Below are 22,931 nucleotides of genomic sequence, written 5' to 3' on the forward strand. Positions count from 1 at the left end.
CCTATCCTTCATCTTGAAAGTGGAAAGTCTTCCAGCAGGTGCAGCGGACAAAGTGATTTGGCTCTACTTCGTGCAGCTGTGGATCTGCTTCATGAGCGTCAGCTGGAATCCATGGAATTCTCGCGGCGAAACGGTCACCGGTCCGCGGCATGTTTTTCAGTGACGGAACCGTGCCCTGGATCACGTGCAAATCATCTTTGTCATCATCTGACTGCGGCATGGAGTTTAGCAGTGATCGGGTGTAAGGGTGCAAAGGATGAGTAAACAAAGTTTTCACATCAGCTTTTTCTACAATTTGCCCGGCATACATCACGGCAACTTCATCAGCCGTTTCTGCCACGACGCCCAAGTCGTGAGTGATCAAGATGATGCCTGAGCCGGATTCTTTCTGGATCTCTTTAAGCAAATCCAGGATCTGGGCTTGAATAGTCACGTCCAAAGCAGTCGTTGGTTCGTCAGCAATAATGATCTCAGGCTTGCAGGCAATGGCCATCGCAATAACCACTCTTTGCCGCAAACCACCGGAAAGTTCATGCGGGTACATGTCATACATAGCTTCAGGCTTTGGCATCCCGACTTGCTTGAAAAGTTCAATCACCCGGCCGCGGCGCTGCTCTTTGTTCATGTCCGTGTGGTAAAGCAAGGCTTCCGCTACCTGGTCCCCGACTTTCATCAAGGGGTTCAAGCTGGCCATCGGGTCCTGGAAAATCATGCCAATATTGTTGCCGCGAACTTGGTTAAACAAATCCTCACTCAAATTTACCAAGTTCAGGTTCTTGTACTTAATTTCTCCTTGAACCCGGGTGTTTTTCCGGTCATAGAGGCCAACGATGCTGGAGGCAATCGTACTCTTGCCGCAGCCGCTTTCGCCAACAATAGCTAAAACTTCGTTGCGCTTGAGAGTAAAATCGATGCCATCAGCCGCGTCATAGAACTCGCCCTGCAGGCGGTAGCCGGTATGAAGCTGTTCGACGTCTAGTAAAACGTTTTGCTGATTGTCCAACTTTTTTCTCCTTCAAAATAATTATTAGTTAGTAAATAAATATTACACTAGTAGATTTTAACTTTTCTCAAATCTTTTTCAATAGATTTTTAACATTTTTCTAGTGTTTTTTACTTATTTCTTCATCATTTCCGCCAATTCATATCATAATTGTTAAATTATCGTTCGATTTTTATCATATTTTTCTGCCTTTTCCGGAAAATGCGCACAAAAAAAGCATTTGCCACAGATTCTTCTTTGGCAAATGCTAATTAAATATTAGTTGTTTTCAATTCGCTTTCAATTTGCTTTCAATCCACTTAACCTTGGTGGCTCTTGATGTAGGCTACCGCATCAGCAACAGTGGTGATCTTTGCAGCGTCTTCGTCAGGGATTTCAGCGCCGAATTCATCTTCCAGCTGCATGATGAATTCCACCAGGTCGATTGAGTCCGCGTCCAGATCCTTGGTAAAGTCAGTATCCATGGTGATCTTGTCCTTGTCCAGCTGGAAGTTGTCCGCGATCAAAGTGGCAATCTTGTCAAAAATTTCTGCTTCAGTCATTATTCTTTCTCCTATAATTTCTAATCTTCCTATTTAGCAGGGTATTCTTTTTTGCTTATCCTTATTTGCTAAATTCTTTCTCAAAAATACTAATCAAGTCTTCAGCTAAAATCTTGTCGATCTGCTTAACCGCGTAGTAGACGGCCCGGGCTTCAGACCGGCCGTGCTGCTTAACTACTGGTGAGTTCAAACCGAGCAAAACAGCCCCGCCGTACTTGGCCGTGTCAAAACGGCTGGCGACAGACTTCAAGGCATCTTTGGCTAAAAGGGCACCCAGCTTGGCCTTAACCCCATTGTTCAGCAAACCGTCTTTCAGCATGTGGATGATGACACCGGCTGTCCCTTCGATGCTCTTTAAGACCGCGTTGCCAGTAAAGCCGTCCGTAACGACAACGTCTGCCTTCCCTTGCAAGAGCTCATGGCCTTCAATGTTGCCAGTGAAGTTCAAGGAACTGTCCTTCAAGAGCTGGTAGACTTCCTTGTGCAGGTCGTCACCCTTGTCAAATTCTGCCCCGTTATTCAAAAGAGCTACTCTCGGCTTGGATACGCCGCGGACCTTTTCAGCATAGTAGGATGCCATCTCAGCCCATTGCAGCAGGTATTCCGGCTTGCTAGTGGCGTTAGCTCCAACGTCAATGATGTTGAAGCCGTCATCTGAAGATTCAACCGGCATGGTCGGCATGAGACCTGGCCGGGCAACGCCCTTGATCCGTCCGACAATAAAGATCCCGCAAGTTAACAGAGCCCCGGTATTGCCCAGTGACAAAAGGGCGTCTGCCTTACCTTCCTTGACCCAGTTAGCTGCTACGACCATGGAAGAGTCCTTCTTGGTCCGCATGGCCTTGACTGGCTCATCTTCATCCAGGATCACTTCCGTGGTGGCTACTATTTCGATCTGGTCATCGCCTGCTGGCAGCAGCTGCTTCAGCTTGCCTTCATCGCCAAAGAAAATGAACTTGTCTTCCGGCAATTCTGGCTTGGCCTTCAAAACTGCTTCTACAATCGCCTCAGGGGCATTTTCCCCGCCCATGGCGTCAATCGCGATTTTTCTCATCAATAATCTCTTTTTCTATTTGGACTAAGCTCTCGCTTGTACGATTTTCTTATATTTTATCACAGCTTGCAGGTCTGCCAACTTTTCTGCTTTCAAGTCTGGATCAGCCTGGACGATCCGCTTGGCCTCGTCTCTGGCCACCACCATGACCTGGTAGTCGCTGACAACGCTGCCTGTCCTAAATTCCGGCAGGCCTGACTGGGCCTTGCCAAAGAGATCGCCCTCGCCCCGCATCTTGAGGTCTTCTTCCGCGAGCTTGAAGCCATCGTTGGTTTCAGCCACGATCTTCATCCTCTTCTTGCCGGCTTCAGTCTTGGGGTCAGCCAAAAAGACGCAGTAGCTTTGCGTCTGCCCCCGGCCGATCCGCCCGCGCAGCTGGTGGAGCTGGCTTAAACCAAAGCGGTCAGCATCAAAGATCACCATCAAGTTGGCATTGGCCACGTCTACTCCGACTTCGATCACGCTGGTTGTAACCAGGATATTTATCTCTCCGGCCGCAAAGCGGTCCATGATGCTTTCTTTGTCAGCTGCCGCCATTTTGCCATGCAAAAGAACAACTTCCTGGTTTGGAAATTCGCCAGCCAGCCTTTCATGTAATGCTTCAGCGTTCTCTAGGTCGATTGTTTCCGATTCGCTGATCAAGGGCGTAACCGCGTAGATCTGGAAGCCTTCGGCCAGTTGCTGGCGCATCAGTGAATATACCTCATCCAGCTGGCTGCTGGTCTTCCAATAGGATTTGATCGGCTTACGGCCGGCAGGCAGGTGTCTGATTTCTGACAAGGCGGTATCGCCATAGACAGTCAAGGCCAATGACCGCGGAATCGGGGTGGCCGTCATGGCTAGGATATCCGGCCGGTCGCCCTTGTTGATCAAGGCCAGACGCTGGGCAACGCCAAAGCGGTGCTGCTCATCAATGATCACCAAGCCCAGCTTCTTAAAAGCCACTTGCTCTTGGATCAAAGCATGGGTACCGATCACCACGTTGATGCTGCCATCAGCCAGTTCCTTATAAATTTCCCGCCGCTCCATGGCCTTGGTTGACCCGGTTAAAAGGGCCACCCGGACGCCAAAATTTTCCAGCATTGCGGAAATCTTTTGGTAGTGCTGGTTGGCTAAAATTTCCGTTGGCACCATCAAAGCTGCTTGGTAGCCAGCCGTTACTGCTCCATAGATGGCAAACACCGCGACCACAGTTTTCCCGGACCCAACGTCCCCTTGAAGGAGGCGCTGCATCTGCCGGTCAACAAACATGTCGGCAAAAATTTCATTGATAACCTTTTTCTGGTCAGGCGACAGGTCAAAAGGCAGAGACTTGGTCAGCTTGCCAATTTCTTCCAGGTCATAGTGCTTGGCATAGCCGCTGTGGCTCTTATTCTGGCTGGACATCAAGGCCAGCTGCATCTGAAAGAGGAAGAATTCCCGGAATACCGCGCTTCTGCGGGCCTCTTTAGCTTGAGCCAAGTCTTTAGGGTGGTGCATGGCGATAACCAGATCCTGGTCATCCATGAGCCGGTAGTGCTTCCGCAAGTCCTCCGGCACGGCATTGCCCATCTCGTCCATGCTTTCAGCGATCGCCAGGTCTATCATGGTCTGCAGCTTCTTTTGCTTGATCTGCCGGTTGACCGAATAAATGGGTGCCATTCCGTCATCTTCATGCTTGCTGGCGATGAGCTTATAGGCTGACAGGCTCTGCTTTCTGAGCTCATATTTACCATAGACGGCAATTTCCTGGCCCACGCTCAGCTGCTTGGTCAGCCATGGCTGGTTAAAAAAATTGACCATGATAATATCATGATCAATTCGCAGTTTGAAGCTGACCCGGCTCTTGTGGTAGCCAAAGTAATTCTGGTAGGGATTGGTTGCCACAATCCCTTTCAGCATGACCTTCTGCCCATCTTCCAGCTGGTCCAGCGGAAGGTTCTCCAGTTCGTCATAGCGGTAGGGAAAGTAGAAGAGCAAGTCGTAGATGCTGTAAATGCCTAGCGACTGCAAAGCCTCTGCCGTCTTGGCTCCCACCCCCTTCAAGGCCGTCACCGGTCTGAAAATAGCTTCGTTTAAAGTCATTATTCTACAGAAATCAAGAAGTTGTAAACTGGCTGGCCACCGTCGTGAATTTCGAATTCGCAGTCATCATCTTCATGAGCTGCTTCCAGGCGGTCAACAACTGCTTGGGCTTCTTCTTCAGTAGCGTCGCTGCCGTACATTACAGTCACGATTTCAGAGTCTTCGTCCAGCATCTTTTCCGTCATGGCTACAGTTGCGCTGATTGGGTCAGCGTCATCAACCATGATCGTGCCGTCTACGATACCAATGAAGTTGCCCTTGTGGATTTCAACCCCGTTGATTTCAGTGTCACGGGTTGCTCGGGTTACTTCACCTGACTTGACTGAACCGAGTTCATCACTCATGGCTTCAACGTTCGCGTCAACGCTGGCTTCCGGGTTGAAGGCCAGCATAGCGGTCAAACCTTGCTGGATGGTCTTGGATGGCACGATGCCGACCGGAATTTCAGCAACTTCAGCTGCCTGCTTAGCGGACATGATGATGTTGCCGTTGTTTGGCAGGATAATCGCTTGCTTTGCACCGGACTTGGTGATGGCATCAATGATGTCTTGGGTTGAAGGGTTCATGGTTTGCCCGCCGGAGATGATTCGGTTGACCCCTTCGCTTTCAAAGAGCTTGCGGACACCGTTGCCGGAAGCAACCGCGATCACTGCAAAGTCAACGCTCTCTTGTTGTTCTTGTTCGTTGTCAACGATCGTTTCGTGCTGAATCCGCATGTTGTCGATCTTGATCTTGCCTAATTGACCAAATTGTGACCCGTAAAGGAAGACCTTGCCTGGGTATTCAGTGTGCACGTGAACCTTGGCGATTTCCCCGTCAGAAACTGCCAAGAGGGAGTCACCCAATTCTGACAGATAGCTTCTGAATTCTTCCAGGTCAAATGGCTTCTTGTTTGGCACGTCAGCCTTAAGGTCAACCATGATTTCGGTACAGTAGCCGTTGGTGATGTCTGAAGTTGCCAATTGCCCTTGCACAGCCTGGTGGTGAGTCGCGTTGATCAAGGAGTTCATGTCGTCGGCATCTGGAACGTACTTGTCATCGAAGTTTTCGCCCAAGAGACCTTCTAAGAAGCCTTCATAGATGAAGACCAGACCTTGACCACCGGAGTCAACCACGCCGACTTGCTTAAGAACTGGCAGCAGGTCAGGAGTGCTCTTCAGAGCTTCCTTAGCGCCTTCAACTACGGCCTTCATTACTTCTTCTACATCATCGGTTTCATTAGCCTTGTTGGCACCTGCTTGAGCGCCGACCCGGGCCACAGTCAAGATGGTCCCTTCAACCGGCTTCATCACAGCCTTGTAGGCAGTAGCTACACCATTGCTAAAGGCATTTGCCAATTCCTGGGCGTTCAAAGTGGTCTTGCCCTGGGTTGCCTTGTAGAAGCCGCGGAAGAGCTGGGAAGTGATAACCCCACTGTTGCCGCGCGCGCCCATCAGCATCCCCTTGGCCAGGCTTTCAGTCAAGTCGCCGACACTGCTGCTTGCGTTTTCGGAAACGGCCTTAGCACCGCTTTCCATCGTGAGATTCATATTCGTGCCAGTGTCGCCGTCAGGAACTGGGAAAACATTTAGATCATTGACGAATTGCACGTTCTTGCTCATCCGGTGAGAGGCAATCCGCACCATGTCTCTAAATTCTTTACTGCTAATTTCACTTAAAACCAATATTGAATCCTCCACTTATCTAGTCGTCGAGAACCTTTACACCTTGGACAACGACGTTGACCGCCTTGGTGTCGATCCCCAGCTGGCTTCTTAAGTTATATTTGACACTGTCTTGTACATTACGACTTACTTCAGAAATTTTCAAGCCGTAGCCAACAATAATATAGACATCAACAGTTACTTGATTTTCGTCAGACTTAACAACGACGCCGCGCTTGTAGTTTGCCCGGCTTAAAATGCTGTCGACTCCGTCTCTGATGGCATTCTTGGATGCCATACCGACAACGCCATAGTTAGACGTAGCTGCACCACCAACAACAGTTGCAATTACACCGTTTGAAATATCAATCAAACCATACTTTGTCTTGATTTTAACAGCCATGTTTATCCTCCGTCTTATTTCCAATATACACCCTTATTTTATCATAACGAGATAAAAAGCTAACCCTAACGACTTTATTTTCTAGAAAATACTTTTCAAAATAACAATTGAAAAAGCTCAAACTTTATGGTAAAGTCTAATAGTATGACATGACATGTAAAGGGGGTTTAGCAGCATGGCAAAAGATTTCGTAACCGGTAAGAAGACCACTTTTGGTAACACGCGTTCACACGCTTTGAACTCATCACGTCGTTCTTGGAAGCCAAACCTTCAAAAAGTTCGCATTCTTGTAAACGGCAAGCCTAAGCGCGTTTGGGTTTCAACCAAGACTTTGAAGTCTGGTAAAGTTACCCGTGTCTAGTGACGAAACGAGCCCGTCAGATCAACGATCTGCCGGGTTTTATTTTTGCTCTAAAATCATCAGCAAAAACAGGCAGCTTGAATAGCTGCCTGTTTTTTTTACTTCTCCGCCAAATTGACCACCCGGTCAAACATGGCTATTTCTTCATCTGAAATTTTGTGGGCTACCTCGATCACGGTGCCAGGGAAATTCTGCAGAATTGTCTGGTGAATCTGCTTGGAGAGGCGAGGATCCAATGCTGAAGTAGCTTCATCGGCCAGAAGAACCGGCCGCTTGGCCAAGAGAGCTCTGGCAATTTCCAGCCGCTGGCCCTGGCCGCCAGAGAGATTTTTGCCTTCTTTGCCAACTTGGTAATCTAAGCCCTTTTCTTCAACCAGGCTGGTCAAACCGGCTTTTTGGCAAACTGCCAGCAGGTCTTCCCGGCTGACTTCTCTGCCTAAGGAAACGTTGTATTCGATAGTATCATCGAGAATATAAGGTTTCTGCTGGACAAAGGAGAAGTACTCGTGATCCCTGCTCCAATCGCCATTCGCGTCTTTTCCGTTGATCTCGTAGTCCCCATCTGCCAGCTCGATCCGGCCAACAAGGACGTTAAGCAAAGTTGACTTCCCCCAGCCAGATGGTGCTTCCAGCAATACTTTTTCACCATTTTTAACAGTTAAATCAAGATCATTCAAAAGCTTCCGGTCTCCTCTTTGCACACTTGCATCGTCTAAAGAAAGCTCCTTAAACTCATCCCGGTCTGCAGCACTTTCTTTTGCTGTAAAACCTGCCACTGCAGTATACTTTTTCCAGATCGGATTGCTGGTTTTAATTTCATTGACAGATGAAAAGATGCCGACAATCGGATTGATAAAGTTGTTGGCCAGCTGGGAGATCATCATAAAGGTCCCCAAAGTGATCTGCCCTTGGGTTACAAAGTAGATGCCCAGGCTAAAAGGAATGATCATGCTGCAGACATAGGCGAAAGCCGTGATGACTTCACCCGTCACCATTTCTGTCCGCTTCATCTTGGCCAGGGCCGCTTCCATTTTCTGGCTGTAGTGGAGCATTCTGGAAAAAATGCTGTCTTCAGCGTCATAAAGTCTGGCAAAAGTAGCAAAATTGATGGTATCCGTCATTGCCTCAGTATATTTGCTGTTCTCCTCTTCCCAGGCAGAAGAAGCAGCTTCGATTTTTGGCCCGAAAATATTTTGCAGTAGACCAGGTGCCAGGGATGCGACCAGGAAGATCAAGGACAGAGCCCAGGAAGACAGCAGAGCCGCCGCAAATGCCGCTATAAACTGCAAACCATTAAAAACAATATCCAGCTCAGCTTCCACCCGGTGACTTTCGACCTGCTTCAAGTCATTGGTCATAAAGGACAAGTCAAGTTTTGGATCAGCATTATCTGAATACAAGAGATATTCTGTTGCCTGCTCCTTGATTTTCAAGTTGACATCCTTGATGATATTTGCCTGCATAATTTGGTAGATTAGGGCCAGGCAAGCAAAAAGGACAATACCCACGACTGCTTTAACAGTTAATTGTAATAAACTCCCCTTAGGATGTCCGGCAAAATTAATAAATTCTTGGAAGACATAAGCGATAAAAACCGCCTGCATTGCCTTGGCGGCAGCGAAGACCGCAAAGACCAGCAGTTTCCACTTGCTGGCATATTTTAACGTCATTTTTCTCCTCCTCGTAAATATTTTAGTAAGATTGTTAAATATGCTTAAAATAATACTACTAAAAAATTAGAATGTAAATATTGAAATCTAATTTTTTAAAAAGGGTGGTAAGCAAAAAAGTCCCGCTTTTCAGCGAGACTTTTTTATTATCTTAATTATATTATCTTGTGCAAATCAAGCTTGCTCATAACGGTTCAAGTCTTTAGAATAAACGACCGCTACTAAGCCCTTCTTCAAGGATAACCGGCAGCTATCCTTATCCGGCAAAAACTCATTAGACGTGAAGGAACGCAGGTAGTCGCCACTATAAGGCGCCAGGTCATACAAGGCTCCCTCAATCGTCAAATTTTCTACCGGCATTAAGCAACTTACCCCAAAGTAGGTATAGTCCTGCTTCTGAATTTCATAGCTGCCAGCTTGCCGGTAAAAAATCATATTCTGCTTGTCAATCAAGGTCAACTGGTTGGCATACTTGCGCAGGTCCGGGTTCAAAATGCCAAAAGCATTGATCGCCGCGTGGTCCAGCCTGCCGCCAGTAGCCCCGTAAACCTTCAGCTGGTCAATCTTATAATCGCCAAAAGCAATTCCCAGCATCAGCTCAGAATCGGTCCAGTCTTTCTTTGGCACAGAATAGCGGATATCCGCAACCGTCCCTTCTACCCAGGCCAGTTCATCAGCCTTCAGTGAGTCAAAGTCCCCGATCGCCAAATCCGGCTTAAAGCCTAATTCCAGCAAAAGAAGCGCTCCCCGGTCAACCCCGATCAAAAGGTCGCCACTTTCTTGCGCCTGCTTCAGCTGATCTTTTAAATCAGCCGGCCATTCTTCCTTTGGCCCGCCAAGCAATACTGCAGCATCCATCACAAAACACCCTATCCTGTCTTATCTCATCACTTCAAATACTCCGGCATCCGGCCTTCCTCAATTTCCGTCCGCATGGCCAGATAATCGTCATAACGGAAAGCCGCGATTTCACCTAAAGCCAGCTGGTCTTTGACCGCGCACTTCGGCTCATGCAGGTGTTGGCAGCCCCGGAACTTGCATCCCGGACTCAAGGCTTTAAATTCCTTGAAATACGTACACAGTTCATTCAGCTTGATCGGCGTCAAATCAATTGCCGAAAAGCCTGGGGTATCTGCCAAAAAGCCTTCCCCTAATTTAAAAAGGGTAACCGTTCTAGTTGTATGTTTTCCTCGGTTCAAGCTGGTCGAGATCGCGCCCGTCGCCTGCCCCGCGTCTTCCTTGATAAAGTTCAGCAGGGTCGACTTCCCGGCCCCTGACTGGCCAGCCAGAGTCCAGATCTTGCTTTCCATGATCTGCTTTGGCAAGTCGCTTGCCAGATTTTCCCTGTCCAGATAAACCCGGTAGCCAATCTTTTGATAGTATGCCAGCTGGCTTTCTATTTCTGTCAGCCGGTCTTTCTCCAGCAGGTCGCTCTTTGACAGGTAGATCGTTACCTCTACCCCCTGCCAGGCAAAAAAGACCAGGAAGCGGTCCAAAAGAGCGGTGGAGAAATCCGGTTCCACTGCCGAAATGACCAAAAGCACGTGGTCGACATTAGCGACCGCCGGCCGGCCGATCCGGTTCTTCCGGGGCAGAATTTTCACCAAATAAGCCAAGCCCTGTTCATCCAGCTTGACCTGCACGCTGTCGCCGACCTGGGGCTTCTCCCGGTTCTTGCGGAAAACGCCCCGGGCCCTGGTCCGCACGACTCCTGCCGGCGTCTGCACGTCGTAGTAGCCGGCGATCAGAGAAACAACCGTCCCTTGTACTATTTCTGCCATTTAATTCCCGCTTTCACTGTCATCTGCTGAAACCGTCTCATCAACAACGGTTTGATCATCACGCACAATCTTGATCTTGCCGTCACCCTTAGTAACAGAAAAAGTGATCGTGAAGTCCGTATCCTTGGTGATGTACTGGTCCCGGTAAATATTGCCAAGACTGTGGTCATCGTCCTGGATATAAATCCGGACATGGTTGCCCTGGCTTGAGGAAGAGCTAGAGCTGGACTCACTGGATTCGTCACTTGATTCACTAGAGCTTGATGAACTCTCATCTGCCTGGTAGTCAACCGTGTAGGTCTTCTTGACCTCTTTCTTTTCTGCACCCTTAGAAACCGTAACCGTCAAGCTGTCCCCTTCAGCGACTTCACTGCCGGCTGCCGGATCCGTCGAAATCACGTCGCCGCTGTCCACGCTGTCAGAGTAATCCTTCACAACCTTGAGGTTCAACTTCTTGCTCTTAGCGTAAGACTCGGCATTCTCCAAGCTCTTGCCCGTCAAATCTTCCAGTTTAAAAGTGGTCTTGCTGCTGGAGGAGCTGGAGGGCTTGGGCTGGTCTTCCAACGCCACGGCCACCACCAAAGTGATCGTTGTCTTAGAAGCATCTACCTTACGGCCAGCCTTGACGCTCTGGGAGATGATCAAACCTGGCAGGTACTCATTAGACGGTGCCTCCCGGCTCTTGACCTTGAAGCCCAGTTTCTTCAGCTTCTTTTTGGCGGTCGACAAATAAAGGCCCTCTACATCTGGTACCTTGGTCAAGTTTGGCCCCTTGGAGACCAGCAGGCTGACCTTCCGCCCCTTGTCAACGGGGCTGTTGGCCTCCGGCGTGGTCGAAATCACCTTGCCCTTCTTGACCTCGCTGGAGTAGGTCCGCTTCACAGCCCCTACCGCCAGACCGGCACTCTTCAAAGAGGTCTTGGCTGCCTTTTCCGTCATGTTCACGACGTCCGGAACCCGGACATTGTTGTGGCCAACTGCCAAAAACATAAAAAGCAGAATGGCAAAGACCGGGAATAATGACCCGATCCACCACCACTTATATTTCTTGATATTGGCCCATAAAGACCGCTTCTTTGGCTCTTCAGCCTTGCCTTCTTTGGCCTTCTCAGCCTGCATGACCTTGCCGTTCAAGGCTGGCAGAATTTTGGTTTCATCATTGTTGCCGTGGCTTGGCCGGTAAATGGCTTCACCTGCCCGGCTCGGATCCAGACTGGTGTCCAGATCAGCCTTCATTTCAGCCACGGAAGCATACCGGTCCCGCGGGTCCTTGGCCGTCGCCTTTAAAACAACGTTTTCCAAGGCCTGGGGAATGGCCTTGTTTTGCTTTCTGAGGGACGGAATATCGTCTTCCGCATGCTTGAGGGCAATCGCTACCGGCGTTTCCCCGTTAAAAGGCACATGGCCGGTCAAGGCCTCATACAGGATGATCCCCAAAGAATAGATGTCAGACTGTTTGGTGACCATCCCGCCCCGGGTCTGTTCAGGAGACATGTAGTGCACCGAACCCAGGACCGAATTGGTCTGGGTGATCGCGCTTTGGTTCAAGGCAACCGCGATGCCGAAGTCGGCAATTTTGATGTTGCCTTTTTCATCCATCAAAATATTCTGCGGCTTCAAGTCGCGGTGAATCACGTTGTGCTTGTGGGCCAGTTCCATCGCTGACAAAATCTGATCCATGATTTTGATGACCTGCGGCAGGGGAATCGGGCTGTTTTCCCGGATATAGTCCTTTAAGTCGGGTCCTTTCACGTATTCCATGACCATATATGGCAAGCCATGGTCGGTCCCCACGTCAAAAACAGAAACAATATTTGGGTGGCTCAGTTCACTGGTGGCCAGAGCTTCTCTTTGAAATCGGGCCAGAACCTGGGAGTCCTTCTGCAAGTCAAGGCGAATAATTTTAACGGCGACCTGTCTCTTTAAAATTATGTCATCAGCCAGGTAGACGTTGGCCATCCCGCCTTCACCCAGGGTGTCGACGATCCGGTAGCGGTCTCCAAGCAAATAACCTTTATTGATCACTCGCGCCATCCTCCTCATTTACGGCCAGGCAAACGGTGATATTGTCGCCGCCGCCCAGGCGATTGGCTTCATTGACCAACTTGTTGCACCTCTCCTGCAGGTTCAGGCCCTTGGTTGCCAAAACCTGTTGAATCAAAGGATCCGATAGGGAATTGGTCAAGCCGTCAGTACAGAGAAGGAACACGTCGTCAGTCTTCATTTCAAGTTCATTATATTCCGGATCAATAGTGCTTGAAACGCCTAAGGCTTGAGTGATGATATTTTTCTGAGGGTGGGTCTTCGCCTGTTCTTTGGTGATCTGCCCCATCTTGACCAGTTCGTTGACTAAGGAGTGGTCTTCGGTGATTTGGCGGAAATTCCCTTCAGAGTAGCTGTAGGCCCGGGAGTCGCCCAAGTGGGCAATCAAGACTTCCTGGTCAAAGAAAATTGCCAGGACAATCGTCGTCCCCATCCCATTCAAATCAGGGAAGCGGTCTGCGGCCTTCAGAATCGTTTCGTTTTCTGAGCGCAGCTGGACGTCCAGCCACTTTCTGGCCAGATTCTTGTCGTGCAGGTCGGTATTGGCGAAGTTGTGGCCCAGGTGGCTGACCGCCATCGTGGATGCCACGTCGCCGCCCTGGTGGCCTCCCATCCCATCGCAGACGATGGCCATGGTTACCCCAACGCGATTTTGAAAAATCTGCACGAAGTCTTGATTGCTCTCTCTAACTCTACCAATGCTTGAAGCAAATGCCGTTTTAATCACAAGTACTAACCCCTTGTCGTAAACTTGGCAATGAAAAATCCATCACTGTTATAGCTGTCGGGCAGGATCTTCAGCATCCCTTTGGGAGCTGAGATCTTGACCGTTTCAAATGGTTTCAATGCAAAATCTGGATGCGCGGCTAAAAATTTCCGCACGTTTTCTTCGTTTTCTTCTACAGAGATTGAGCAGGTGGAGTAGACTAACTCCCCGCCCTTTTTCAGCAAGCCGGCTACTTCATTCAAAATATCCAGTTGGATCTCAGCCAAATGGCTGATGTCTTCCGCCGTTTTCGTATAGCGGATTTCCGGCTTGCGGCGCAGCAGTCCCAGACCGGAACATGGTGCGTCTATCAATATCTTATCAAATTCTTGCCCGGAAAAATACTCCCTTGCCTTCCGCGCGTCCAAAGCTTTGACCTTGACCCGATCAGCAACCCGCATTCTGGCGGCATTTTCCTTGACCAGGCGCAATTTCTTTTCATGGATATCCAGGGCCGTAACTTGTCCTTCTGGCACTTGTTCAGCTATTTGGATGGTCTTGCCGCCCGGGGCGCTGCAGGCATCAAGGGCCTGTTCGTTTCCCTTAAAGTCAAAGGCTTCTGCCACCAGGCTGGCTGCTTCGTCTTGCACCGTAACTTCACCATCTTTGAAAAAGTCGGTCAAAACGATTCCGCCCCGGCTTAAGGCATAGCTGCGGCTGGCTAAAGGCGACTCCTTAGGAGCAAAATGTGCCCGGTCCAGGTCCCGGACGACTCTTTTTTCATCAGCCAAAGCAGAAATCCGGATTTCGTTTTTGGCCTTGCTGTTGAAGCTGGCCATGATTTTTTCCGCCCGGCTCTTGCCCCAGTTGGCCACGAAATAGTCACTCAGCCAAAGTGGCATGCTGCACTTCACGCTGAGATAGTCTGGCGCGTCTTTTTCAGGCAGGACTTCCCCCCGCCGCAATAGCGAGCGCAAGATCCCGTTGACCAGGCGGTAGCCGCTGGACTTAGGCCGGCCATAGGCCTTGGCCAGTTTGTTGGCTTCGTCTAAGACTGCCCGGTCCGGTACCTTGTCCAAAAAGAAGATCTGGTAGGCCGACATCAATAATAGTGGCTTGATATACGGCTCTCTCAGCCGGGCCTTGACCAGGTCCTTAAGCTGGTATTCCAGGTAAAGCTGGTATTGGATGGTTCCATAGACCAAGTTGGTAGCCAGCCGGCTCTCTTCGGCCGGCAGCTTCGCCGCTTTCAGAGCGTGGTTTAAGCTGATGTTTGAATATGAGCCCTGGTTGATAACCTTCATCAAGGTGTCCAGGGCCACGGTGCGGGCGTTAGTCTTCATCTACGATCTTTTCTCCTGCTGCAAACTTCTTCCCCTGCCCGTTCAAAAAGTCCTTGATGGCCATGGCCTTCTTGCCATTTGGCTGGACTTCAAGCAGGTTCAAGACCGTGTTGCCGGCAAAGCTGATGGCAAAGCGGCCCTGGTTGGTCAAGAGGTGGCCAGCTGGCAGACTGGTATTGTCATCAGCTACTTCCGCCTTCCAAACCTTTAAGCGCTGGCCCTTAATGACCAGGTAGGCGCCGGGGTCCGGGTTGAGGGCCCGGATCAAGTCCTTGGCCTCCTTGGCCGTCAGTTTCAAGGAAATTCTCTCCTCAGCCTTGCTGATGGTTGGAGAAAAGACTACCTGGCTTGGATCTTGCGGCTTTTTGACAATTTCGCCACTAGCAATCTTTGGCAGAGTTTCCAAAAGCAGGTCCCGGCCAAGAGGAGCCAGTTCCGCGAAAACTTCACCGCTGGTTTCATCTGGTCTGATCGGCAGGCTGGCCTGGGCGTACATGTCGCCGGCGTCCATTTCCTTGACCATTTCCATGATGGTCACCCCGGTTTCGGCATCCCCGTTTCTGACTGCATACTGGATCGGTGCCCCGCCCCGGTATTTCGGCAAAAGGGACCCGTGCACGTTGACGGCCGCGATTTTAGCTGACTTTAGAAATTTTGTCGGCAAAAACTGGCCAAAGGCAGCAGTGATGATGAAATCTGCTTCAAGCTGCAGCAATTCATCAAGTTCAGCTGACTTAGACAGACGGACTGGCTGATAAAGGGGCAAGTTGTTGGCCAAAGCCACTTCCTTAACCGGAGAAAAGACAACCTTCTGCTTGCGGCCAACCTTCTTGTCTGGCTGGGTTACCACGGCCAAAATATTATAACCGGCCTTGATCAGGCCTTCCAAAACTGTAGCGCCGAATTGCGGCGTCCCTAAAAAGATTACTGAATTCACGTTTATTGTTCCTTTACATAATTCTCTCTGGCTCTGAATCGATCTCAACAGTCAGGCCGTACTTTTTCACTTCCTGGGCCTGGTCCTGGATCTGGTGCAAGAGCTCATTTAAGTGTTTTTCTCTTTTATATTTTACCAGTATTTGGTAATAATACTGGCTCTTTAAGCGGCTGATTGTTGCCGGAGCCGGACCAAGGATAATGGTTGGCGCCCGCAACTCTCTTTGCAATTGGCGCTTGATTTTAAAAGCCTCCCTGGCCGCGTTTTGCTCATTTTTGGCCGAAACGGAGATTAAGACCGTGTAAAAGTAAGGCGGGTAGTCGCCGGCATGGCGGACCTGCATTTCTTTGGCATAAAAAAGCTCATAGTCCTGCTTTTGGGCCAGGCGGATGGCATAGTGGTCTGGATTATAAGTCTGGATCATGACCTGCCCTTCCTTATCAGCCCGCCCGGCCCGGCCAGCAACTTGCGTGAGTAATTCAAAAGTCCGCTCAGAAGCATTGTAGTCGGGCAGCCATAAACCAGTGTCGGCATTGATCACCCCAACCAAAGTCACGTTGGGGAAGTCCAGTCCCTTGGCAATCATCTGCGTGCCCAGCAAGATATCGGCTTCTCCCTGGCCAAAACTGGTCAAAATCTTGTCATAGCTGCCCTTTCTCCGGGTCGTGTCGACGTCCATGCGGAGAATTTTGGCTTGAGGAAAAAGCTCAGTCAGCTCTTCTTGCACCTTCTGCGTCCCCGTCCCTAAAAAGCGGATCTGCCGGTCCCGGCAGTTAGGACAAATTTCCGGAACAGCTTCTTGGTAGCCGCAGTAGTGGCATTGCATGGTCCAGGTATCCTTGTGCATGGTCAAGGACAAGTCGCAGTTGGGGCACTTCAAAACAAAGCCGCAATTGCGGCAGAGCATGAAGTTGGCGAAGCCCCGCCGGTTTAAAAGCAGAATTACCTGTTCTTTTTTCTCCAGCCGCTTTTGAATCGCCTCAGCCAAAGGACAAGAGATGTCAAACTGGCTGCCGGCAAACTGCACGTGCTTTAAGTCAAGCAAGTCAACTCGCGGCAGGGGCTGGCTCTTGGCCCGCTTTTTTAAGCGCAAAAGCTGGTAGACGCCCTTTTGGGCCCGGGCCCGGCTGGCCAAAGACGGAGTCGCGCTACCCAAAATCAAGGGGCAGTGGTGGTAGCGGGACCGCCAAATCGCCACGTCCCGAGCGTGGTAGCGGGGATTATTGTCCTGCTTATAGGAGCCTTCATGCTCCTCATCGATAATAATCAAGCCCAGATTGTCCAAGGGGGCAAAAACCGCACTTCTGGCACCCACGACCACCTGGGCCTGGCCCCGGCGGATCCTGCGCCATTCATCATAGCGCTCCCCTTCCGACAAGGCCGAGTGCAAAACCGCCACCTGCTGGCCAAAGCGGGCCTGAACCTGCTTGACCATCTGGGGGGTCAAGGAAATTTCCGGCACCAGCATCAAGGCTGTCCTGCCCAAGGCTAAAGCCTGGCTGATCGCCTGCAGGTAGACTTCAGTTTTCCCGGAACCGGTCACCCCTTCCAAAAGAAAGGTCTGGCTGACCCGTCCCTTGATGTCCTGGCTGACCCGGCTTAAGGCCGCGGCCTGCTCGTCATTTAAGTCCAGGGGGCGGCTGGGCGCAACCGGCATGGTTGGCCGCCGGTATTTTTCCTGCTCTTTTTCCTGCAGCCATTTTTTGCTGACAGCCGTTTTCAAAGTAGCTGAACTGATGCCCAGGCCGGTCAACTGCTCCCGGCTTTTTGGATAGTCAGCCATGTTCTCGGCCAAATCGACCAGCAATTTCCTTTGCTGGCTGGCCGTCTTCCGGCTTTTGGCAAAAATCTCCTGGTAATCAAGGGCAGTTAACAGAGGATAGTAGACCGAAACCAGCTTCTTTTTAGCCTTGTTTTCAACCAGGTATTCAATCCTGGCCTCCCCCTTGTCAAGGAGCTGCTTGACCAGCTTGATCAAGCGCGGCTCTTCCAGCTTAGCCAAATCTACCGGATCCCCGGCAAAAAGGGGCAGCTGCTCTGCCCGCTGGCTGTTTGGCAGGAGGATTTTCCGGTAATTGGCCCGCATGACGCCCGGCAGCATGGTTTTCAAGATGCTGATCCGGTAGGCAAAAATCTGCTGGGCTAAGTCGCTGGACAAGGCAACCAGCTCGGGAGTCAAAGGTGGCATTTCATCGACCACTAAAAGCAGGTCCTTTAATTGGCCGGTAAAGTCACTGCTTTTTTTCACGGCAACGACAAAGCCCTGGACCTTGCGGCGGCCAAAAGGTACTACCACCCGGCTGCCAACTTCAGCTTCCAGGCCATCAGGGATATGGTATTCAAAAATGCGGTCGGTCTGATGGGCGGCCACATCGACGATAACTTCTGCGATCAAGTCTTTCACCCCTTTCTTAACGCTAAAAAAGGAGCGGGCTTCAGGTCCGCTCCTCTTCAAGGATTATTCTTCGGCTTCACCGTGAGGTTCAACGTCAATCGTTACCTTGCCGGCAGCAATTTCTTCCAATGCTTGGCCGACTGGCTTCAAGTTGTGGTAGTTGTCCAAAGCGCCCGGCTTGCCGGCTTCCAATTCGTGAGCCCGCTTGGCAGCCAGAACTGACAGTGAGTATCTTGAATCGATTTCATCTAACAGCTTGTCAATTGATGGATAGGTAATTCTCATCTTAGTCCTCCTTAACCATTTTCCGATAATCGTCGATCACGCGCTTGACGCTGACGTGTTCAGCGTCAACGATTGCTTTAATGTGGTTGACGGCGTTAGCAACAGTGTCGTTGACTACCGCGTAGTCATAGTCCTGCATCACCAGAATTTCCTTGCGCGCTTGGGCAATTCTGCCCCGGATCACGTCTTCGGATTCAGTGCCCCGGTGTTCCAGCCGGTCTCTTAAGGTGTGCAGGTCAGGCGGCGTCAAGAAAATAAAGACGCCATCTGGCATTTGTTGGCGAACCGTTCTGGCCCCGTTGACATCGATTTCCAGCAGAACGTCCTTGCCGGCAGCCAGCATTTCCTTGACCGGACCCAAAGGGGTGCCGTAAAGGTTGCCAACGTATTCGTTGTATTCCAGCAGCTGGTTGTCAGCGATGGCCTGCTTGAATTCTTCTCTGGTCACGAAGTAGTAGTCTTTCCCGTTCACTTCGCCTTCACGGGGCTTGCGGGTAGTCATTGAGACTGAGTATTCGAAGGGAAAGACCTTGTGTTCAACAATTGCGCTTTTGACGGTTCCCTTGCCAACCCCGGACGGGCCGGACAAAACCAACAGTAATCCTTTATCTGCCATGATAGCTCCTTTTTTTGACTAGTAATTCTATTTTGGACCATAAGCGCCTTCTGATCAAGTCTTAAGGCCGAAAAAAGCTTTTTTAAAAAAGGGGCTTGCTTTTCCGAATATTCGTTCGTATAATATGTTTACAAACAGGCGTTCGAAAATTATTTACTTAAAGGAGTCTTCATCATGTCCCAATTTCAAACTTTTGCCAGACAAGCCGCCCAGCCCCTCAAGAAGGCCTTTCATTATCTCTTTGCCTATGACGAAGACCGGCTCACCCTCCGCGGCGACAGCCTGGCCGTTAACTTAGCCAAGCTGCAGCTGGCCTTCTTGAAGAGGCAGTATCTTCTGGTCACCTTAAATGATGGCAGCTGGCGAGTCGGCAAGATAACTAAGCGGATTTCACCCAGCCGCTTCGTTTTCCGTGACGCCGACAACAAGATTTTTTACCTACTTGACATTAATGACATTTTAACAGTTGAGCTGCCTTAAAGCAAAAAAGGGTCTGTTTTCTCCAGACTCTTTTTGCACTTATGTTCTTGTTTATCTTTCGTTACTTTACGCTGGCGTACTTGAACTGCCAGCCGCCAAGGTTGTCGTTATAGACGTTCTTGATTTCCGGTCTGATCAAGTAAGCAGTTGAGATGTAGTAGATTGGGGTGATCCCTTCATCCTCAAGTAAGATAGCTTCGGCTTTTTGCAAGTCGCTTACCCGCTGGCTGCTGTCGCCGGTCGTCTTGGAATCAGCGATCAAGCGGTCGTATTCGCTGTTAGACCACTTGCCGTAGTTTCTGCTGTTGTTGCTGGTCAGGAGGTCCAGGAAGGAAATAGCGTCGTTGAAGTCGGCGATCCAGGTGGAAACCATGACGTCGAACTTCCCTTCTTCCCGGCGGGCCATCCGGGTCTTAAACGGCACGGTCGTGGTTTCAACCTTGATCTTGCCCAGAGTCTGAGTTAATTCGCTCTGCAGGGCTTCAACCGTCTTCTTGCCGGAATCAGTGTCATCAGCCATGATGGAAATCGTGATGGATGACTTGCCCAGTTCTGCCAGGCCCTTATTAAAGAGCTTCTTGGCTTCAGTTTTGCTGTACTTGTTGTAAGCTTCTGAGCTCTTGGCAACGCCGCTGGTGTATTCACTGTCACCGACATACATTACGCCCTTGGCCGTAAAGGTCTTGGCTGGCTGGTTGTTGCCGCCTAAAGTGCTGCAGAGACCAGAGCGGTCAATCGCCATAGAGATTGCCCGGCGGATGTTGATGTTGGCCAGGTTCTTGTCATTTTGCAGGTTGTATTGCAGATAGGCCGTCCCACCGTTGTTGATCAGCTGGAAGCCAGGCTTTTTAGACAATTGCTTGGTCTGGGAAGAGTCCAGGCTGAGGGCGTCCAGCTTGTTTGACTGGTAGAGGTTGTAGGCAGTTGACGGCGTCTTCTGCACGCTCCAGTCAATCTGCTGGATCTTGACATTCTTCTTGTCCCAGTAGTACTTGTTCTTGACCATCTTCCAGGAGAGGTTGGAACCCGTCCAGCCCTTTTGGACATATGGGCCGTTATAAAGCATGTACTTTGAAGCTGTCCCGTAGTTTGACCCGTACTTCTTGACCGCCTTTTCCGCTTGCGGGAAGAAGAGGGCGAAGGCCATCAAATTCTTGAAGTATGGAATCCGCCGGTCCAAAGTCACGACCAGCTTGTAGTCGCCTTCTGCCTTAATACCTAGGCTGGATAAAGGCTTTTTGCCGGCAGTAATGGCCGTGGCATTCTTGATGCCCTCAAACAAGTAGGCATATTCTGAAGCCGTCTTGGGATCGACCGTTCTTCGCCAGGAATAGACAAAGTCCTTGGCTGTGACCGGACTGCCGTCGCTCCACTTGGACTTGCGCAGGGTAAAAGTATAGGTCTTGCCGTCCTTGGAAACGGTGCTGCTGGTGGCTAAGCCTGGCATCAGCTTGCCATTTTTGCCAGTCCGGTACAAGCCTTCCATCGTGTTTCTGAGCTGGTCGAAGCTGACGGTATCGCTGGCCTTGGACATGTCGATGGTCGAAATTTCAGCTGAAGCTGACCAAGAGAATTCCTGCTTCTTGCTGCCTTGACTGCTGGATTTACCACAGGCAGTCAGCATAACCATTGACAGGGCCGCCAAAGCCAGCGGCGCTTTATTTTTTATGGATCTCATTTTTTCGTCCTCTCTTTCTTGCAGATTTTACATTGTTTCCAGAAACACATCACTTTTTCTGGAAGTTTCTTTAAAATCATATTAAAATAACGATTATCCATTGTCAATAATTTTTACCTGTGGATAAAGTGAAAATTACGTTTTCTTCCCATTAGCATGCAAAAAGCTCTCTTGTCTTTTGGCAAGAGAGTAATTTTTTGCTTATTTTTTCTAGCTGTTTTTTAATCTTGTTGCTGGCTGGCAATCAAGTCGGCAGCGTTTTGCTCAGCTGCCTCACTGACATTGGCACCGGCCATCATCTGGGCGATCATCTTGACGCTGCTGTCTTCATCAAGCTCCTTGACCTGGGTAAAGGTCTCGCCTTCTGCAACGGTCTTGGCGATAGCGAAGCGGTGATCGGCACTGGCCGCTACCTGCGGAGAGTGAGTGATGGCAATAACCTGCTTTTGGCCGGCAATCGCGTGCATCTTCTTGCCGATAGCCGCTGCCACCCGCCCGGAAACCCCGGTGTCAATTTCGTCAAAGACCATGGTGCCGACCGGCTCAACCCGGGAGAAGATAGCCTTCAAGGCCAGAATCAGCCGGGACTGTTCCCCGCCAGAAACGATCTTAACTAGCGGCATCAATTCCTCGCCTGGGTTTGGCGCGATGTAGAAGGCCAAGTCGTCTGTCCCCTTAGCCGTGAAAGTGTCGGTCTTGGCGAAGCGGATGGAGAAGCGGGCCTTATCCATGTACAGATCGGCCAGTTCATGCTTGATCGCTTCTTCCAGCTTCAAGGCTGTAGCTTCTCTGGCCTGGTGGAGGTCGCTAGCCAGGACTGACATTTTTTCCTCAACGGCTGCAATCTGCTTGACCAGTTCTTCCTCGTCAAGGCCGCCAGTTTCAAACTGGCTGAGTTCCTGGGAGACTTTTTCATAAAAATCAAAGACGTCAGCCAGGCTTGGACCATACTTCTTCTTCAAGTTGTTTAAGAGGTCCAGGCGGTTTTGCACATACTGATAGCGCTCTTCGTCAAATTCCAGGCTGTCCATGATGTCGCCGAGTTCTGAACGGGCATCGCTCAGTGAATATACCCCGTCAGTAATGGACTGGGCCACGTTCTTGAAGTCCTTATCCAGGTCAGCTAAGTCTTCCGCCGTCCCCTGGGCATCCCCAAGCAGGCTGGTCAAGCCGTGCTCGTCGTCGTCAAAAAGCTGGATCATGAAGTTGGCGGATTCGGCAATCTTTTGGTAGTTGTTCAGCTTGTTGAACTCATCTTCCAAATCCTGGTCTTCATGTTCATCCGTCAGATCTGCCTGGGTGAGTTCTTCGACCTGGAACTGAAGAATGTCCTGGCGCTGGGCCAGTTCCCGGCTGTCGCGGCGCAAGTGCTCCAGGCGCTGGTTGAGGGCCAGCCAGGACTGGTATTCAGCTTGGTACTTGGCTAAAAGGGGCTTAAAGTCCTTGCCCGCGTATTCATCAACCAGGTCAATCTGCCGGCTTTGGTCCATCAGCATCTGCTGGTCATTTTGGCCATGGATGTCGACGAGGTACTCGCCAATTTTTGCCAAAGCAGTGATGGTGGTCAGTTGCCCGTTGATTCGGATGACGTTGCGGCCCTTGCTGGAGATCTCCCGGCTGATGATCAAGTCATCGCCGTCCATCGGCAGGCCGTAGTCGGCCGCAATCTGCTCAACTTCCCGCATTTCATCGTCTTGCAGGGTAAAAAGGCCGGTCACGACTGCCTTGCTCTGGCCAGATCTGACCATTTCTTTTTGGGCTCGGTGGCCTAGCAAAAGGGAGAGTGCATCGATCAAGATGGACTTGCCGGCCCCGGTTTCCCCGATCAAGACTGTCATTTGCGGCTGAAACTTGATTTTCAGACTCTTAATGATGGCAAAATTTTGGATATCCAATTCCACAAGCATAAGCGTCCCACAGCATCCTT

Annotated in this window: 20 protein-coding genes; 2 read left to right on the plus strand and 18 right to left on the minus strand. The window is 50.3% G+C overall.

Going from position 1 to position 22,931, the window contains the following annotated elements:
- Position 1: 1 nt before the first annotated feature.
- The 6 genes from ACYVUT_RS07035 to ACYVUT_RS07060 all read right to left on the minus strand — a co-directional run bounded on the left by ACYVUT_RS07035 (position 2) and on the right by ACYVUT_RS07060 (position 6,709).
- Positions 2–1,003, minus strand: a complete 1,002-nt coding sequence (locus ACYVUT_RS07035) for an ABC transporter ATP-binding protein (RefSeq protein ID WP_484501745.1) — start codon at positions 1,001–1,003, stop codon at positions 2–4.
- Between the two features lie 299 nt (positions 1,004–1,302).
- Positions 1,303–1,545: an acyl carrier protein gene (gene acpP, locus ACYVUT_RS07040; RefSeq protein ID WP_201330913.1), complete on the minus strand. Its 243-nt coding sequence runs from the start codon at positions 1,543–1,545 to the stop codon at positions 1,303–1,305.
- 61 nt (positions 1,546–1,606) lie between these two features.
- Complete coding sequence (plsX, locus tag ACYVUT_RS07045; RefSeq protein ID WP_484501746.1) at positions 1,607–2,599, minus strand: phosphate acyltransferase PlsX; 993 nt, start codon at positions 2,597–2,599, stop codon at positions 1,607–1,609.
- A gap of 24 nt (positions 2,600–2,623) precedes the next feature.
- Positions 2,624–4,663, minus strand: coding sequence for an ATP-dependent DNA helicase RecG (gene recG, locus ACYVUT_RS07050; RefSeq protein ID WP_484501747.1), 2,040 nt, complete (start codon positions 4,661–4,663; stop codon positions 2,624–2,626).
- Positions 4,663–6,327: a DAK2 domain-containing protein gene (locus ACYVUT_RS07055; RefSeq protein ID WP_484500434.1), complete on the minus strand. Its 1,665-nt coding sequence runs from the start codon at positions 6,325–6,327 to the stop codon at positions 4,663–4,665. Before ACYVUT_RS07055 ends, recG begins: the two co-directional genes overlap by 1 nt.
- Before the next feature lie 19 nt (positions 6,328–6,346).
- The gene (locus ACYVUT_RS07060) at positions 6,347–6,709 is read right to left on the minus strand and encodes an Asp23/Gls24 family envelope stress response protein (protein ID WP_002879711.1); all 363 of its coding nucleotides are present in this window, start codon (positions 6,707–6,709) and stop codon (positions 6,347–6,349) included.
- Positions 6,710–6,884: 175 nt separating this feature from the next.
- Here ACYVUT_RS07060 and rpmB point away from each other — a divergent pair, with 175 nt between their 5' ends.
- Positions 6,885–7,070, plus strand: a complete 186-nt coding sequence (gene rpmB / locus ACYVUT_RS07065; RefSeq protein ID WP_270447714.1) for a 50S ribosomal protein L28 — start codon at positions 6,885–6,887, stop codon at positions 7,068–7,070.
- Between the two features lie 98 nt (positions 7,071–7,168).
- Here rpmB and ACYVUT_RS07070 read toward each other — a convergent pair whose 3' ends face one another.
- The 10 genes from ACYVUT_RS07070 to gmk all read right to left on the minus strand — a co-directional run bounded on the left by ACYVUT_RS07070 (position 7,169) and on the right by gmk (position 18,846).
- Positions 7,169–8,740, minus strand: a complete 1,572-nt coding sequence (locus tag ACYVUT_RS07070) for an ATP-binding cassette domain-containing protein (protein ID WP_484500435.1) — start codon at positions 8,738–8,740, stop codon at positions 7,169–7,171.
- 174 nt (positions 8,741–8,914) lie between these two features.
- Positions 8,915–9,598: a thiamine diphosphokinase gene (locus tag ACYVUT_RS07075; protein WP_484500436.1), complete on the minus strand. Its 684-nt coding sequence runs from the start codon at positions 9,596–9,598 to the stop codon at positions 8,915–8,917.
- A 29-nt stretch (positions 9,599–9,627) separates the two neighbouring features.
- On the minus strand, positions 9,628–10,521 hold the full coding sequence (gene rsgA, locus ACYVUT_RS07080) for a ribosome small subunit-dependent GTPase A (RefSeq protein WP_484500437.1): 894 nt from the start codon (positions 10,519–10,521) through the stop codon (positions 9,628–9,630).
- Complete coding sequence (pknB, locus tag ACYVUT_RS07085) at positions 10,522–12,546, minus strand: Stk1 family PASTA domain-containing Ser/Thr kinase (protein WP_484500438.1); 2,025 nt, start codon at positions 12,544–12,546, stop codon at positions 10,522–10,524.
- A complete protein-coding gene (locus ACYVUT_RS07090; protein WP_270447708.1) occupies positions 12,536–13,291 on the minus strand; it encodes a Stp1/IreP family PP2C-type Ser/Thr phosphatase in 756 nt (251 codons plus the stop codon). The genes pknB and ACYVUT_RS07090 overlap by 11 nt, the downstream gene beginning before the upstream one ends.
- 5 nt (positions 13,292–13,296) lie before the next feature.
- Positions 13,297–14,613, minus strand: coding sequence for a 16S rRNA (cytosine(967)-C(5))-methyltransferase RsmB (rsmB, locus tag ACYVUT_RS07095; protein ID WP_484500439.1), 1,317 nt, complete (start codon positions 14,611–14,613; stop codon positions 13,297–13,299).
- Positions 14,603–15,550 carry a methionyl-tRNA formyltransferase gene (fmt, locus tag ACYVUT_RS07100; protein ID WP_439774708.1) on the minus strand — a complete coding sequence of 316 codons (948 nt, stop codon included), beginning with the start codon at positions 15,548–15,550 and terminating at the stop codon, positions 14,603–14,605. The genes rsmB and fmt overlap by 11 nt, the downstream gene beginning before the upstream one ends.
- A 13-nt stretch (positions 15,551–15,563) precedes the next feature.
- The gene (priA, locus tag ACYVUT_RS07105) at positions 15,564–17,945 is read right to left on the minus strand and encodes a primosomal protein N' (RefSeq protein ID WP_484501748.1); all 2,382 of its coding nucleotides are present in this window, start codon (positions 17,943–17,945) and stop codon (positions 15,564–15,566) included.
- A gap of 63 nt (positions 17,946–18,008) precedes the next feature.
- Positions 18,009–18,230, minus strand: a complete 222-nt coding sequence (gene rpoZ, locus ACYVUT_RS07110; RefSeq protein WP_439774706.1) for a DNA-directed RNA polymerase subunit omega — start codon at positions 18,228–18,230, stop codon at positions 18,009–18,011.
- A gap of 1 nt (position 18,231) precedes the next feature.
- The gene (gene gmk / locus ACYVUT_RS07115; protein ID WP_300616186.1) at positions 18,232–18,846 is read right to left on the minus strand and encodes a guanylate kinase; all 615 of its coding nucleotides are present in this window, start codon (positions 18,844–18,846) and stop codon (positions 18,232–18,234) included.
- A 174-nt stretch (positions 18,847–19,020) separates the two neighbouring features.
- Here gmk and ACYVUT_RS07120 point away from each other — a divergent pair, with 174 nt between their 5' ends.
- Entirely contained in the window at positions 19,021–19,326 is a 306-nt protein-coding gene (locus tag ACYVUT_RS07120) for a hypothetical protein (protein WP_439774705.1), read from the plus strand.
- A gap of 61 nt (positions 19,327–19,387) precedes the next feature.
- On the opposite strand, the gene ACYVUT_RS07125 is transcribed toward ACYVUT_RS07120, so the two are convergent.
- The gene (locus ACYVUT_RS07125) at positions 19,388–21,004 is read right to left on the minus strand and encodes a peptide ABC transporter substrate-binding protein (protein ID WP_484501749.1); all 1,617 of its coding nucleotides are present in this window, start codon (positions 21,002–21,004) and stop codon (positions 19,388–19,390) included.
- A gap of 221 nt (positions 21,005–21,225) precedes the next feature.
- Complete coding sequence (gene recN / locus ACYVUT_RS07130) at positions 21,226–22,911, minus strand: DNA repair protein RecN (protein WP_484501750.1); 1,686 nt, start codon at positions 22,909–22,911, stop codon at positions 21,226–21,228.
- Between the last annotated feature and the right edge of the window lie 20 nt (positions 22,912–22,931).

It is taken from the genome of Lactobacillus sp. WILCCON 0059 (genome assembly GCF_057197985.1).